13 protein-coding genes are annotated in these 14,174 nt (G+C 66.9%); 4 read left to right on the top strand and 9 right to left on the bottom strand.

The window, feature by feature from the left end; genetic code table 11:
* Positions 1-17 precede the first annotated feature (17 nt).
* Positions 18-977, bottom strand: coding sequence for an AraC family transcriptional regulator (locus ACQR1I_RS25615; RefSeq protein WP_434869499.1), 960 nt, complete (start codon positions 975-977; stop codon positions 18-20).
* Between the two features lie 255 nt (positions 978-1,232).
* Here ACQR1I_RS25615 and ACQR1I_RS25620 point away from each other — a divergent pair, with 255 nt between their 5' ends.
* Both ACQR1I_RS25620 and ACQR1I_RS25625 read left to right on the top strand, forming a co-directional pair.
* Positions 1,233-1,478: a hypothetical protein gene (locus ACQR1I_RS25620; RefSeq protein WP_434869498.1), complete on the top strand. Its 246-nt coding sequence runs from the start codon at positions 1,233-1,235 to the stop codon at positions 1,476-1,478.
* Positions 1,479-1,519: 41 nt separating this feature from the next.
* Entirely contained in the window at positions 1,520-1,768 is a 249-nt protein-coding gene (locus ACQR1I_RS25625) for a GCG_CRPN prefix-to-repeats domain-containing protein (protein ID WP_434869497.1), read from the top strand.
* A 9-nt stretch (positions 1,769-1,777) separates the two neighbouring features.
* On the opposite strand, the gene ACQR1I_RS25630 is transcribed toward ACQR1I_RS25625, so the two are convergent.
* From ACQR1I_RS25630 to ACQR1I_RS25655, 6 genes are all read right to left on the bottom strand, one after another.
* Positions 1,778-2,215, bottom strand: a complete 438-nt coding sequence (locus ACQR1I_RS25630) for a DUF5413 family protein (RefSeq protein ID WP_434869496.1) — start codon at positions 2,213-2,215, stop codon at positions 1,778-1,780.
* Positions 2,216-2,268: 53 nt separating this feature from the next.
* Complete coding sequence (locus ACQR1I_RS25635; RefSeq protein WP_434869495.1) at positions 2,269-3,903, bottom strand: hypothetical protein; 1,635 nt, start codon at positions 3,901-3,903, stop codon at positions 2,269-2,271.
* 36 nt (positions 3,904-3,939) lie between these two features.
* Positions 3,940-5,232 carry an adenylosuccinate synthase gene (locus tag ACQR1I_RS25640; RefSeq protein WP_434869494.1) on the bottom strand — a complete coding sequence of 431 codons (1,293 nt, stop codon included), beginning with the start codon at positions 5,230-5,232 and terminating at the stop codon, positions 3,940-3,942.
* Positions 5,233-5,604: 372 nt separating this feature from the next.
* Positions 5,605-6,288, bottom strand: a complete 684-nt coding sequence (locus ACQR1I_RS25645; RefSeq protein WP_434869493.1) for an ABC transporter ATP-binding protein — start codon at positions 6,286-6,288, stop codon at positions 5,605-5,607.
* Positions 6,281-7,507 carry an ABC transporter permease gene (locus tag ACQR1I_RS25650; RefSeq protein ID WP_434869492.1) on the bottom strand — a complete coding sequence of 409 codons (1,227 nt, stop codon included), beginning with the start codon at positions 7,505-7,507 and terminating at the stop codon, positions 6,281-6,283. The genes ACQR1I_RS25645 and ACQR1I_RS25650 overlap by 8 nt, the downstream gene beginning before the upstream one ends.
* A complete protein-coding gene (locus ACQR1I_RS25655; protein ID WP_434869491.1) occupies positions 7,504-8,769 on the bottom strand; it encodes an efflux RND transporter periplasmic adaptor subunit in 1,266 nt (421 codons plus the stop codon). The genes ACQR1I_RS25650 and ACQR1I_RS25655 overlap by 4 nt, the downstream gene beginning before the upstream one ends.
* Positions 8,770-8,969: 200 nt before the next feature.
* Between ACQR1I_RS25655 and mgtA the strand changes: the two genes are divergently transcribed.
* Together mgtA and ACQR1I_RS25665 are read left to right on the top strand one after the other, a co-directional pair.
* Positions 8,970-11,525, top strand: coding sequence for a magnesium-translocating P-type ATPase (gene mgtA, locus ACQR1I_RS25660; RefSeq protein ID WP_434869490.1), 2,556 nt, complete (start codon positions 8,970-8,972; stop codon positions 11,523-11,525).
* Positions 11,526-11,669: 144 nt separating this feature from the next.
* On the top strand, positions 11,670-12,599 hold the full coding sequence (locus tag ACQR1I_RS25665) for a DMT family transporter (protein ID WP_434869489.1): 930 nt from the start codon (positions 11,670-11,672) through the stop codon (positions 12,597-12,599).
* A gap of 10 nt (positions 12,600-12,609) precedes the next feature.
* Here the strand turns inward: ACQR1I_RS25665 and ACQR1I_RS25670 are convergent, their stop codons facing one another.
* Together ACQR1I_RS25670 and ACQR1I_RS25675 are read right to left on the bottom strand one after the other, a co-directional pair.
* Complete coding sequence (locus ACQR1I_RS25670; protein ID WP_434869488.1) at positions 12,610-13,389, bottom strand: sulfite exporter TauE/SafE family protein; 780 nt, start codon at positions 13,387-13,389, stop codon at positions 12,610-12,612.
* Positions 13,390-13,431: 42 nt separating this feature from the next.
* Positions 13,432-14,037, bottom strand: a complete 606-nt coding sequence (locus ACQR1I_RS25675) for a TetR/AcrR family transcriptional regulator (RefSeq protein ID WP_434869487.1) — start codon at positions 14,035-14,037, stop codon at positions 13,432-13,434.
* Between the last annotated feature and the right edge of the window lie 137 nt (positions 14,038-14,174).

A 14,174-nucleotide genomic window follows, 5' to 3' on the forward strand; every position in this document is an offset into this window, starting at 1 on the left:
CCGGGCCTTGTTCTCGTCTATCGTCCTCTCGCGCCGGTTGGCGTCAGCCCGAAGCGGCGCCGGAAGCAGCGGTTGAAATAGGACAGGTCGTTGAAGCCGCAGGCAAAAGCGATATCGCTGACGCGCCGTGCGTCCCTCGACAGCAGGTCCATCGCCTTGCGCAGGCGCAATTCGGTGACGCGGGCGGAGAAGCCGGCGCCAGCCTCGTGGAGCAGGTCGTTGACGTAGCGCTCGGACAGGCCGGCCTCCAGTGCGAGCTTTTGCGCCGAGAAATCCGGTTCGCTGAAACGCCGGTTCAGGATCGCCAGCACGCCGCTCAGCCGCACGCTGCGCAGGCCGCCGCGGCGGGCCTTCAGCATCATTTCGCCGCGCAAGCCGAGACCGAGCGCCACCAGATCGAGCAGGTGCTGCGCGACGGCCGTGCCGGCCTCGTCGGCGGCCACGGGACGGGCGAGCAGCAGCTCGCTGTAATCCATCGCGAGCGAGAGCGCCCCGCCCGGCTCCAGTTCGCGTCCGACGAGATCATCGACGTCGGGCACCATCGAGCGCAGCGTCATCATCGGCAGATGCACGTTGACGAAGCGCTTGTGGTTCGCGCCGTCGGCGCTGAAGAACGGCTCGTCGAGCTTGAGCAGCACCATCGCGCCGGGCCGCAACGAGAACTCCCGTCCGCGATGGACGACCATGGCCTCGCGGCTGCCGGTGTTGCGCGCCAGGCAGTAGCGGTCGTCATTGGTCGCGAGCACCTGGCGGCGTTCGCGCCGCACTGTGGTGAAGGTGCCGTCGCAGCGGCCAAGCAACGTCGTGCCGATGTGGATCGCATTCATTGCAGCGCGAAACGGCACGTCTTCAGCGGGATCGAGCTCACCGGTGTTGGAGAAATGCTCGAACAATTCCGCAAAGCACAAGAAGCGTTGCCGGTCGTCGAGCCCGCTCGGCAGCATGTCGGTCGAAAGCATCTTCCTGACGATGGTCATCGAAATCGGACCCCGAGGCAGCGGATATCAGAAGCAACGCGATCAATGTGTCAGTCGAAGGATGAACGGCGATCCAAATGAGCAAAGAGCATCACTACGCGCGCGAGAGCGCCGTCCAGTCCAAATCGTGCGCCCGTCAATGCCGATTAGTCCAAGACAGCGGCCAGGGGTTCAACTAGCGATGCGGATGGACGCACGCTGCCGTGCGGACCGCGACCTTCAAGTCGACAGCCAAGAGTGCAAGGAGGGAATGAAATGAGATTGTCTTCCGCTGCCCGAAAGCTCGGCCTCGGCGCCGCCCTCACGATCGGCATCGGGATCGGCTATGCCGTCGGCGCGCAGCCGCACATGACCCAAACGATCACGCTCCTGCAATCGGCGCGTGCAGAACTGGCCCAGGCCACCCCCAACAAGGGCGGGCATCGCGAGCGCGCCATGGGGCTGATCGATCAGGCGATCGCCGAAGTGCGCGCCGGCATCGCCTTCGCGGCGGGCGGCTAATCCGGATCACGGCGACCTTACTCACACGACGGAGACCATCGATGCGAATCATCATCGCCAGCGCCCTGCTCCTGGGAGCTCTGACCGCCGGCGCATCAGCCATGCCGCTGGCACCCATCACCGCCGGATCGCAGCCCGCGGTGATCCAGGTTGCCGGCGGCTGCGGCCCGGGCTGGCATCGCGGCCCTTATGGCGGATGCCTGCGCAACTACGCCAATCCGGCGGCTCACGCCTGCCCGCGCGGCTTCCATATCGGACCCGGCGGCCGCTGCCGCGGCAACGGAAGATAGGCTGGGCTGCTACGCAGCCGGCGGATCGGTGACGACCGCCGGTTGCGACTCGTCGACGAATCTGTGCACCAGCCACGATGACACCGTCGCCGGAATGAAGCCGACCAGACCGTACAGGATCCACTGCACGGCGCCATATTCGGAGCCGTGCGAGGCATAGTTGAAGCCGGCGAGCAGGAAGGCGATGCCGCCGACGATCAGCATGCGCAGGACCGGCGGAATGCGGCGGACGTGAAACAGGATGTCGTCGATCGCGCAGATCATGAGCGCCGGCAGGAAGCCGAACAGATAGCTGTATTGCAGCGAGGTGACGAACACCTTGAACAGCTTGGCCACCTCAGCCGGATTGGTTTCGGTCCAATAGCCCGACAAGTAAGTGGTGACCAGGAGCAGCGCGAAGCCGCCCAGCGCCGGGCCGACGGCGACGAAGATCAGATAACGCTTCATGCCAAACCTCCTGCCTCGCCGATCCGCCGAACCAACGAAGCCCTGCCGCTCGGTCAGTCACCCCAAATCGCGAAGGCGTCGTTGAAGGCGCGCTCGCCCGGCGCCCCCTTCTCGATCGCGATGATCGCGCGGCGCTGGTTGGAATAGACCAGCGGAACGTCGAACCAGGAGCGCTCCTTCAGCAGCTGCACATTGCGGCTCCGGTCGGCGTCGACGTTGGACAGGCCGACCAGGAAGAAGCCGTCGGTCACCTTGACCGCGAGGCCGGCCAGCGGCGTGCCGCGCGACTGCTCGTTGGACTTCATCAGGATGCCGGGCACATTGCCGACACCGCCGCCCGCGAAGTCCTGCGGCAGGATGAAGGTCAACTCGGCGGTATGGCTCGCCGGCAGCGACGTATCGGTATTGCGGCGGAACGACATCGTCATCTTGAACTTGCGGTCGGGAATCTCGATGTCCGCACGCACCGCGATGTCGGCCTTCTGCGTGCCCGTCGCCTTGATCTGCTCGGTGCGCCAGACCACCGAGCCGAGATACTGCTTGCCCTTCGGATCGGCCGGATCCTCGTCATAGAGCACGACCTTCTGGGCCACCGGAGCGATCTGGTCCGCGGACGGCGCCTGGCCGACGCGGTCGGTGATCTTCGGCTTGGTGAGCGGCGCGCCGGTGTCCTTGGGCGTCTCGACCGTGGAGGTCGACTTGAACAGGCCCGAAACCGTACCGATCAGCGGCCGGCCCCACAGAAGACCGGCACCGATCAGGATCAGCACCATGCCGACCGCGATCGCAATCTTGAACGGAAAGGCCGAGCCGCTGCGCTCCGGCTTCTTCTTGACCTCGCGCTCGGCACTCGCGCGCTGACGGGTCGATGTCGCCGGCACCGCGTACCGTTCGGCCTCCTGGACCGATTCGTCATACGAATATGCCGGTTCGGTGGGCAGTGGCGGCCTGTCGTCGTCATCCTCGAGCCGGTCGAGGTCGGTCGCCGGAACGTTGGCGTAGGTCTTGCGGGCGGCGCGGTTGGCCTGCGCGGTGGCCTTGCCGAGATCATCGACATCGGCGGTGATGTCGCGGAAGCCGCGCATCGACGGCGGCGGGACAGCAGCACCGTTGTTGTCCTGACCGCGGCGCGGAGCAGCCGGGCGGTCACGCCCCGGCAGCGGGGCATCCGCCGGAGCGGGCGGCGGCGGTTGGGGGCGCGGCGGCACCACCGGCGCCGCGGCGGCAGCCGGCGTCTCCGGCCGGGCAGAACGAGCCGGCCGGTCGGTCGGCTCGGGAGTGGGCGGCGCACGATCGGCGCGTGCAGCAACGGGCGCTGCGGCTGGCCGAGGCTTGGGAGTTGCCGCCTGCTCCGGCGCGGCGCTTGGCTGTGCAGCGGGCGCGCTCGGCGCATCGGGACTGCGCGCGCCGGCCCGCCGCAACGCGTCGCCTGGACGAGCGGCACCGCTGGAGGCGCGCTGCGCTTCGCGGGCACGCTGGGCGGCTTCCGCCTCGACCTTGCGAACGGCCTCCTCGAGCGACAGCCGTTCGCGCGTGATCTCGGACTCGCTGAGCGGCGGCTGGACGCTGCGCAATTGCGCGATCAAGGCCGCCCGCGCCCGCTCGTAGAGCGCGCGCCGGCTTTCCCCGGGAGCGTTGGGGTCCAATCCGGCAATGGCACGGGCTATCAGCGGGTAGTAGTCGGCCATATCAACTCAATTCGCGCGCTTCGCTGTCGGATCCCGTCACGCCTCGAAGGGATTCTGGACCAGAATAGTATCCTCGCGTTCGGGGCTGGTGGAAAGCAGCGCGATCGGACAACCCACCAGTTCCTCGATGCGCCGGACGTATTTGATGGCCTGCGCCGGCAGATCGGCCCAGGAGCGGGCGTTCGCCGTCGGCTGCTTCCAACCTTCGATCGTCTCGTAGATCGGTTCAACCCGAGCCTGTGCGCCCTCGCCTGCCGGGAAATGATCGATCTCCTTGCCGTCCAGCCTGTAGCCGGTGCAGACCTCGATGGTGTCGAAACCATCGAGAATGTCCAGCTTGGTCAGGGCAAGACCGTTAATGCCGCAGGTCCGCACCGCCTGGCGAACCAGGACCGCATCGAACCAGCCGCAACGACGCGGCCGACCGGTGTTCGTTCCGAACTCACGACCACGCTCGCCGATCTTGCGGCCGATTTCGTTGTCCTGCTCGGTGGGAAAAGGTCCCTGGCCGACCCGGGTCGTGTAGGCCTTGCACAGGCCGAGCACGTAGCCGATCGCGCCCGGGCCGAGGCCTGCGCCGGTCGCGGCCTGGGCCGCCACCGTGTTGGACGAGGTCACGTAGGGATAGGTGCCATGGTCGACGTCGAGCAGCGCGCCTTGCGCGCCTTCGAACAACAGGCGCTTGCCCTCGCGGCGCTTGATGTCGAGCAGCCGCCACACCGTCTCGGTATAAGGCAGCAGCTTCGGCGCCAGCGCGGTCAGCTCGTTCAGAATGACGTTGCCATCGATCGGCTCCAGGCCGAGCCCGCGACGCAGAGCGTTGTGATGGGCAAGCAGGCGATCGATCTTGTGCGGCAGCGTATCGAGATCGGCGAGATCCATCAGGCGAATGGCACGACGGCCGACCTTGTCCTCATAGGCAGGGCCGATGCCGCGACGGGTGGTGCCGATGGCGGTCGCAGCGCTGGCAGATTCGCGGAGCGCATCGAGCTCACGGTGCAGCGGCAGGATCAGGGTGACGTTCTCGGCGACGCGCAGATTGTCTGGGCTGATGGTCAGTCCCTGCGCCTGGAGCTTGCCAACCTCGTCCAGAAAGGCCTGCGGATCGAATACGACGCCATTGCCGATCACCGACAGCTTGCCCGCGCGCAGCACGCCCGACGGCAGCAGCGCCAGCTTGTAGGTCGCGCCATTGATCACCAGCGTATGGCCGGCGTTGTGGCCGCCCTGGAAGCGCACGACGATGTCGGCCTGCTCCGACAGCCAATCGACGATCTTGCCCTTCCCCTCGTCACCCCATTGGGCGCCGACGACGACCACGTTAGCCATTCGCAGCTCTTTCCTCTGCCAAAATCCAAAACAGCACGATCGACTCGGATGAGATCGGTTCCGAAGAGGGGCCGGCCAGGCCAACCATGCGCCCAGCCGAAAAGGCGGCCGGAACCGCTCGCTTGCGAGGCGCCCCACCGGATAAAGGAAGCGGCCGGGCTAGGCAAGCAAGAACGGGCCCTCGGAGCACACAACAGCGCCACCAAGCCTTTGATAAGCCCCAAAATTTCATGCCGCCCCGGCTGCGGATCGGACTACCCGGCCCCGCGCTTCTGACGACGCGTTGATCCAGGCCATTGCATTGAGGACTCGAACGGCGGCGAATCTACGGTCGAAGCCGCGGTCTCGGCCCGACGCGCCATCAGCAGGGGCTCAGGTCTGGATACGTCCGTCGACAACCTCAATGATGCGGTCACAGCGGCGTGCCAGGTCGAGGTTGTGGGTGACGAGCAGGAAGCTGGTGCCGACGGTTCGGTTGACCTCGCGCATCAGATCGAACACGGCCTCGGCAGACTTGGTATCGAGATTGCCGGTCGGCTCGTCCGCCAGCACCAGATCCGGGTTCATCGCCAAGGCCCGGGCCACCGCAACACGCTGCTGCTGGCCGCCCGACATGTTGCTCGCGAGATGACCGGCGAACTTCGACAGACCGACCTGGTCGAGCAGCTTGCCGGCCTGCGCCTCGATTTCCGGACTCGGAAAGCCGCGTTCGACCAGGAGCGGCATCATCACGTTCTCCTTGGCCGTGAAGGCGGAGATCAGCAGGTGCGACTGGAAGATGAAGCCGATGGTGTGGCCGCGCAGATGGGTCAACTCGGTGTCGGAAAGCGACGCCGTATCATGGCCCTTGATCGTCAACCGGCCCGAGGTCGGACGATCCAGCAGGCCGACGATGTTGAGCAGTGTGCTCTTGCCCGAGCCCGATGGGCCGATCAGCGCGACAAACTCGCCGCGATCGACCTCCAGATCGATGTCATGCAGCACCTCCGTCTCGGTCGGCAGGCCGACATTGTAGGCCTTGCACACCTTTTCCAGCCGCAGGATTTCCTCAGCCACGGATCGCCACCACCGGATCGAGCTTGGCCGCGCGCAACGCCGGCGCGGTCGCGGCGAGGAGTCCTGTCACGGTCGCGAGCAAGGCCGTGAGGACGAACAGGCGACGCTCGAGAATCAGCGGAAACAACTCCGATCCATCCGCCTGGCGCTGGACCGCGTGCCAGTAGATCAGCGCACCCGCGCCCAGCGCGGCGCCGAACAGCGAGCCGATGAAGCCAAGCAGCCCGCCCTGCAGCAGGAACACGCGCAGGATCTGGCCACGCGAGGTACCCATCGCCCTGAGGATGCCGATCTCCTTGGATCGCTGGATCACCGACACGATCAGCACGGCCGCGATGCCGAAGGCGACCGACATCGCGACGAACACGCGGATCAACGTGTTTGAGGTCTCCTGCGCGCGCACCGCGGTGAAGAACTGCGCATTGGTCTTGATCCAGCTGTCGGCCTTGACGAGATTGGCGGCCTGGATCCGCTGCGCGATGTCCTCGGCCGCGTAGATGTCCTGCACAGTGATGTCGATGGTGGTGACGCCGCCGATCATGCCGAGCAGCGACTGCGCCGTGCGCAGCGCGACATAGGCGGCACGCAGGTTGACGCCCTTATTGCCGAGGTCGACAAGCCCGGTGATGGTCAGCACGCGGTTGGCGCCGGAGGCGGCCTGGACGTTGAGCTTGTCACCCACCACGGCGCCGAGGTCCTTCGCCAGCTCTATGCCGATGATGATGTCCTCGCTGGTCAGCCGCGGCTCGCCGGCGACGATGTAATCCGGCACCCGCACGATCGTGAAATAGCTCTCCGGCTCGATGCCGGACAGCGTCACGGCGCGGCTGGCGTCGCCGCGAATGGCGAGCGCCGAGCCCGAGATGGTCGGCGACACTGCGGTGATCTCCGGCATCGCCAGCATCTGGGCGCGGATCTTCGGCCATTGGTCGATCGAGATCACGCGCTGGCTCGGCCGCTGCACGGTGGCGTCCTCGATCACGCCGTTGCCGTTGCGCAGCGGACGCGCGACCTGATCCGGTGTCAGCAGCTGGATCTGCGGCTGCGAGGTCAGCACGCGCTTGATGAAGTTGGCCTCGAGACCCGCCAGCATGGCCGACATGAACACGATGACGGCGACGCCGATCGCGATGCCGCCGATGATGAACAGGGTCTGCAGCCGTCCTTCGCGCAGGAAGCGCACGGCCGCGATCCACTCGAACGGCAGCCAACGGTTCACGGCAGCACCGGACGGAAACGCTGCCCGGTCATCAGGCCGGAGCTTGCGGGGATCGCGATGTCGCCGACGCTCAGTCCATCGACGATCTCGACATGGCTGTTGCCCCGGATGCCGGCGCGGACAGGCCGCTTGACCGCGCGGCCGTCCTTCTCGCCGAGCACCCAGGGCTGGCCGGAGGTGAGATCATGAACCGAGCGCACCGGCAGCTCCAGCGTGTCCTTGCGGGAGGCGATCTCGATGTCGACCGACACGGTCATGTCCTGGCGCAGATAGTCGGGCGGGTCCTTGATCGTCAGCTTGACCTGCACCGAGGCGCGCGAGAGATCGACACCAGGATTGATGTAGCTGAGAACGGCAGGGAAGCGCTTGTCGGGATAGGCGTCGGCCGAGGCCAACGCCGTCTGGCCCAGCGACAGCTTGCCGAGGTTGCGCTCGTCGATCTGCAGCACGAGTTGCACGTCGCCTGATGGAGCCAGCACCAGCAGCGCCTTGCCGGGCTGCGCAACAGTACCCTTCTCGACGTTGCGCGTGATCAGCACGCCGTCACGAGGCGCCGAGATCGTCGCGTAGCCGAGCCGCGACTGCGCGGTGTCGAGCGTGGCGCGGGCCTGGTTCAGCTGCGTCTCGGCCATGACGTAGTCGCTGCCGCCGGGGCTCGCGGTGAACACCTGGAATTCGGCGGCGCGCTTCTGCGCCAGCGCGATGTCGAGGGTCTTCTGGGCTTCATCGAGAGACGCTCGCGTCGCATAGCCGTTGCTGGTCAGCTGCGAGGTGCGATCATAGGTCTGCTGCGCGTTGAGCAGGGTCGCCTGCGCCTGGCGCAGTGCCTCCTTGGCCGACGGCAAGGTCAGCTCGGCGAGCTGGCGCATCCGCGCCTCGGCCTGCGCCACCTGCCCTTGTGCCTGGACCACCGCGGCCTTCAGCTCGCGCGATTCCAGCGAGATCAGCGGCTGGCCCTTGGTCACGCGCTGACCTTCGAGCACGAGGACCTCATCGACCGTGCCGGTGATCTGGCTGCCGATCTCGACGCGAAACGGCGTCTCGACATGGCCGCTGGCGACCACGGTCTCGACCAAGTCGCCGCGCTTGACCTGATCGACGACAACCGCCGGACCGATCAGGACGCGCGCGCTCTGCCAGCCACTGAGGCCGAACACCAGGACGACCGCGAGAATGAACCAGCGATGCGCCAGAAGCGCGGACCACACCTTCGGCAAGGATTTGCTGCTCTGACGCGGGAGGGCTGCGGCTTGATCGACCATGTCCGTCTTACAGAGCGCCCGGCGGGACCGGGCGGGATCTCGTCCTCGTGAACGTGCGACCGTCAGCCCCACGGCGCGTTGTCCGCAACCTAGGCCGTCACCCCCTCAGGATGTTGCGCTAGGTCAACCGCGGAGCGATCGTTCATGCAAATCAGGCATGATGGCCATGAAACCTTGTCCACGAACATGAACGGGCGCACGTGACCGCTGACACCACCTCCGTCCTGCACAAGTTCTGGCGCCTCTCTCCCGCGCAATCCTGTGAAGCGCTGGGCTGCGACCTCAACGGCCTGGGCGAAACCGAGGCTGCGCAACGGCTCCTGGGCTACGGCCGCAATGCCGATACGCCGTCGCACGTCGTTGGTCCGCTTCGCGCCGTGCTTCGCCGCTTGCTCGAGCCGCTGTCTCTCATCCTGCTGGTCGCGGGCATCATCTCGATGGCGACAGGAGACGCGATCGGCGGCGCGATCATCGTTCTCATCCTGACACTGTCGATCGGCCTCGATACCGTTCAGGAGGGACATGCCGTCAAGGCCGCCGAGGAGCTGCGACGCTCCGTCGCCTTGAAGGCCGAGGTCAAACGCGATGGCGCCTATCGCGAGATCGACGTCGACATGGTCGTGCCTGGCGATGTCCTGCGCGTGCGCGCCGGCGACATCGTTCCGGCCGATGCGCTGATCCTCGAATCCAAGGCTTTCACCGCCGGCGAGGCCGCGCTCACGGGCGAGCCCTATCCCGTGACCAAGCAGGCCGGCGTCGCGAGCGATGAGAACGACACCTCGAACGCGCTGTTCCGCGGCTCGGTCGCGCAGACCGGCGAGGCGGTCGCCCTCGTCGTCAACACCGGACCTAACACGATGTTCGGTGCGGCCGCCGCGGCGCTGGCGGAAGCGCAGGCGCGCACGCCGTTCGAGCGCGACCTGCACGAATTCGGCCTCGTCATTGCGCGGCTCACGCTGGCGCTGGTGCTGATCGTGCTCGCAGTCCGCGTCGTGTTCGGCCGCGACGTGCTCGACTCGCTGTTGTTCTCGGTGGCGCTCGCGGTCGGACTGACGCCCGAGCTGTTGCCGATGATCACGACGGTGACGCTGTCCCGCGGCGCGCTGCGCATGGCCAAGCGCAAGGTGATCGTGAAGCGGCTCGCGGCGATTCACGATCTCGGCGCGATGTCGGTGCTGTGCACCGACAAGACGGGAACGCTGACCTCGGCGGAGATCACGCTCGCGCGCAGCATCGCACCCGACGGCAGCGACCATTCGCGCGCGGCGGAGCTCGGCGCCATTGCGGCCGCACTCGGCGGCGACCGCGGCTCGCTCGATACCGCGCTCATTGCAGGTGCGGATCACGCAGCGGCCGGATGGACGCTCGGTGGCCAGCAGACCTTCGACTTCTCACGCCGGCTCGGCTCGGTGCTGGCCCTCCGCGGAGAGGATCAGATCCTGATCGTGAAGGGTGCGCCGGAGGCCGTCATCGAACTCTGCACGCAGCAACGGCAGGGCAGCACGATCGCGGCAATCGATGACACGGCTCGCGACGAGATGCGCGCGCGCGTTCACGCGCTGGCGCGCGAGGGGCTGCGCACCGTCGCGATCGCCTCGAAACCCTGGACCGGCGCTGCCCGCGAAATCGAGACTGACGACGAGCAGGAGCTGATCTTCGAGGGCCTGTGCGCGTTCGCTGATCCGCCCAAGCCAACCGCGGCCGCAGCGATCGCCCAGCTCGCGCGCGCCGGCATCGCGTTGAAGATCCTCTCCGGCGATGATCCAGTCGTCGTGAAACGCCTCGCCGGCCTGGTCGGGCTGAAGGCGGATCGCGTGCTGTCCGGCAGCGACATCGCCGAGCTCAGCGACGATGCACTGGCCGTGCAGGTGCGCTCGGCCGATGCGTTCGGCCGGCTCGCGCCGGATCAGAAGTCGCGCATCGTCAAGGCGCTGCAGGCCTCGGGCGAGGTCGTCGGCTTTCTCGGCGACGGCATCAATGACGCGCCGGCGCTGAAGGTGGCGGATATCGGCCTGTCCGTCGATGGCGCGACCGGCGTGGCGCAGGCAGCTGCCGACATGATCCTGCTCGCCTCCGACCTCGAGGTCGTCGCCGATGGCGTCGAGGAAGGGCGGCGCACCTTCGCCAATATCCTGAAATACGTGCGCATGGGCGCGAGCTCGAATTTCGGCAACATGCTGTCGATGGCGGTCGCCTCGATCATGCTGCCGTTCCTGCCGATGCTGCCGACGCAGATCCTGCTCAACAACCTGCTCTACGATCTGTCGGAACTCGGCATCCCGTTCGACCGCGTGAGCCCGCAGGCGACCGCGCGTCCGCAGCGCTGGGACATGAAGCGGCTGCTGCGCTTCGCCGCCATCATGGGCCCGTTGTCGTCGCTGTTCGACTTCCTCACCTTCGGCGCGCTGCTCTATCTGTTCCAGGAAACGCCTGACGAGTTCCGCACCGCCTGGTTCCTGGAATCCATGGCGACGCAGATCCTCGTGATCTTCATCATCAGGACCAACGGACGTCCCTGGAGCAACCGCGCCGATCCGATGCTGACGGCGTCGTCGCTGATCGCATTGGGCGTCGCAATGGTCGTGCCGTTCACGCCGGCGGGCGCATGGTTCGGCTTCGTCGCGCCGCCGCTCACCATGTTGGCTGCGATCGCGGCGCTCGTTGCCGCCTATCTCGTCTGCGCGGAGCAACTCAAATCGATCGCCGTGCGATCCGGGGCTCGACGATCTCACCGGCGGCATCATCACCGACGTTGATGACCGCCACCGCTGCATGGTCGCGATGCATCTGCCCTCTTGATGGGCAGCTGCAATTGGTGTCTCTCGACGAGGCCGGGGAGGACCAGCGGCCGGAATGACCGGGCCGGATGCCCAGGGCGTACGAACCGGGGCCAACACCGCATGTCTGCCGCCGATCCCACAGCGTCCCCAGCGCCAGCACGCGCCTGGATCGCCAACCAGCCCTATGTGCTGCTCAGCATCACGGCGCTGTGCTGGGCCGGCAATGCCGTCGTCGGCCGTCTCGCGGCCGGTCACATCCCGCCGGTGACACTGTCGTTCCTGCGCTGGTCAATGGCCTTTCTGATCGTTCTGCCGCTGGCCTGGAAGCAGCTTCGCCAGGACTGGCCGGCGATCCGCTCCAAGCTCGGCATCATGATCGCACTGTCGGTGACCGGCATCGGCGCGTTCAATACGCTGCAATACTGGTCGCTCGAATACACCCAGGCCCTCAATACGCTGCTGCTGCAATCCGGCGGGCCGCTGATCGTGGCTCTCTGGTCGATGGTGCTGCTGCGCGTGCACCTGACGCTGGCGCAGGCGATCGGCATCGTGCTGTCGCTCGCAGGCGTACTGCTGATCCTGACCCGCGGCCATCCGGCTGCGCTCGCCGAGATCAGCTTCAACAAGGGCGATCTGATCTTCCTGGTCGCCTTGGCGGTGTTCGGCTTCTACTCGGTGCTGTCCATCAAGCGGCCGCAGATTCACGGCCTTTCGATGGTCGCCTTCACCTTCGGCTGCGGCGCGGCGAGCCTGATTCCGCTGTTGATCTGGGAGCTCAACACGCGCCCGGTGATGGCGCTCGACACCCAGAACCTGCTGTCGCTCCTCTATGTCGCGATCTTTCCGTCGACGATCGCCTATCTCTGCTTCAATCGCGGCGTGCTGCTGATCGGCGCCAACCGCGCCGCGCCGTTCTTCCACGTCGTGCCGGTGTTCGGCTCGATCATGGCCTTCGTCTTCCTCGGTGAGCAGCCGCAGGTCTTTCACGTCATCGGCTTCGCCCTGGTGCTGAGCGGCGTCTACGCAGCCTCGCGCAAACAGGCGACGTAAGGCGAACGGCTCATCCGAGCGCCTTGAGCGTCATGCAGACGGCCATCAGCGACACGAAGCCGACCAGCAGGACGCGCAACCGTTCCGGTGGAACGCGGTTGGCCAAGCGTGCGCCGATGTCGGTACCGACTACAAGGCCGACGATCACCGCGACGAGAACGGGCCAGGCCGGCATGGCGCCGTGCCGCCAGTAGACCCAGGCTGATGGAAGTGTCGTAGGGACCATCGTCAGCGCCAGGCTGATCATCTGCGCCCGGTGCTGCGCCATGCCGAGCACCGCGCTCAAGCCCACCACCGTGGCCAGGCCGCCGCCGATCCCGAGAAACCCTGAGGACACGCCCGCCGCGCAGCCCACCGCCAGCAGCGCCGCTCGACCCGGCTCCGGCGCAGCTCCGCCTGCTTCGGCGGACTCCTTCGCCGGCCGCCGGCGCAGCAGCAGGGCATCGAGCAGCAGCAGGTACACTACATATGACCATTGCAGCACCGCGGCCGTCGCCCAGTTCGCCATCAGCGCGCCGATGACGCCGCCGACCAGGAACCCCACGCCGAGCCAGAGCAGCACCGCCGCGGTCACCCGGCTTCCGCTGTCCCAATAGCGCCTGATGCCGGCTGCGCTGGTCGGTGGGATCTGCGCGACCAGCGAGAGGCCCTGCGCGGCGTGCTGCTCGGCTCCGAGCAGGACGACCGCGAACACGACGAGCCCGCCTCCGGGCGTGACGCCGAGCAGCCCCGAGGTGAAGCCGCCGACCAATCCGGTGCCGAGACCGCCGATGAGTTCAATGACATCCATCGCGCCGACCCGCCCTACGCTGTTGGAGACGATCGGTGCCCCTCATCGCCGCGGCGCCAGGCCCGACAGCAGCACCTCGAAGCTCGCCATCGCCTCGGACGGCGAGAACGGCTCACCCCAGAGCCGCTGCAGCACGAAGCCCTGAAACATCGCGACCATCGTGCGGGCCATGCTGCGCGCATTGACGGCCCGGTCGATGAGACCGAGCCGCTGGCCGCGCTGCAGCAACTCGGCAATCAGCGCGACGGGCTTGCGAACGCCGTCGGTCACCTGGCCGCGGATGGCGTCGTCCCGCAGCGCCTCGGCCCAGAGCTGCAGCGCAATGCGACGGCTGCGCAGGCCCTCGTCCTTCTGCATGTCGGCAAGCGACGCGCGCGCGATGGCGCGCAATGCGTCCAGCGGATCGGAGCTGTCGCGCGCTACGGCGAGCAACGCCGCGTCGCGGGCATGGCGATGCTCGCCGATCGCCTGAATGAGCTGCTCCTTGCCGGCGAAATGACCGTAGATGCAGCCCGCGCTCAAACCGGATTGCGCGATCACGTCGGCGATCGTGGTTTGGTGGAAACCCTGGCGCGCGAAGCAGATTTCAGCGGCCTGCAGGATCTCGTCACGGCGCGCCGCCATCGATTCAGGCTTGAGTTTCGGCATGCGCGGCTCCTGTCCGACGCCACAAACCGCAGCCGTCGGCTCGATCGGCTGACCTCACCCCGTCACCATACAAAACGAATATCCGTTTTGTAAAGACCCGGTTGCGTTTCGGCATGGCGCCATGCCGCCGGGCGCTC

Source organism: Bradyrhizobium sp. HKCCYLS2038, assembly GCF_051167655.1.
In the GTDB taxonomy this organism is placed as follows: domain Bacteria; phylum Pseudomonadota; class Alphaproteobacteria; order Rhizobiales; family Xanthobacteraceae; genus Bradyrhizobium.

What these genes read in the sequence shown, in the direction of transcription:
- ACQR1I_RS25615 (WP_434869499.1), bottom strand. Translation starts at nt 977, where the DNA reads ATGACCATCGTCAGGAAGATGCTTTCGACCGACATGCTGCCGAGCGGG.
- ACQR1I_RS25620 (WP_434869498.1), top strand. Translation starts at nt 1,233, where the DNA reads ATGAGATTGTCTTCCGCTGCCCGAAAGCTCGGCCTCGGCGCCGCCCTC.
- ACQR1I_RS25625 (WP_434869497.1), top strand. Translation starts at nt 1,520, where the DNA reads ATGCGAATCATCATCGCCAGCGCCCTGCTCCTGGGAGCTCTGACCGCC.
- ACQR1I_RS25630 (WP_434869496.1), bottom strand. Translation starts at nt 2,215, where the DNA reads ATGAAGCGTTATCTGATCTTCGTCGCCGTCGGCCCGGCGCTGGGCGGC.
- ACQR1I_RS25635 (WP_434869495.1), bottom strand. Translation starts at nt 3,903, where the DNA reads ATGGCCGACTACTACCCGCTGATAGCCCGTGCCATTGCCGGATTGGAC.
- ACQR1I_RS25640 (WP_434869494.1), bottom strand. Translation starts at nt 5,232, where the DNA reads ATGGCTAACGTGGTCGTCGTCGGCGCCCAATGGGGTGACGAGGGGAAG.
- ACQR1I_RS25655 (WP_434869491.1), bottom strand. Translation starts at nt 8,769, where the DNA reads ATGGTCGATCAAGCCGCAGCCCTCCCGCGTCAGAGCAGCAAATCCTTG.
- ACQR1I_RS25665 (WP_434869489.1), top strand. Translation starts at nt 11,670, where the DNA reads ATGTCTGCCGCCGATCCCACAGCGTCCCCAGCGCCAGCACGCGCCTGG.
- ACQR1I_RS25670 (WP_434869488.1), bottom strand. Translation starts at nt 13,389, where the DNA reads ATGGATGTCATTGAACTCATCGGCGGTCTCGGCACCGGATTGGTCGGC.
- ACQR1I_RS25675 (WP_434869487.1), bottom strand. Translation starts at nt 14,037, where the DNA reads ATGCCGAAACTCAAGCCTGAATCGATGGCGGCGCGCCGTGACGAGATC.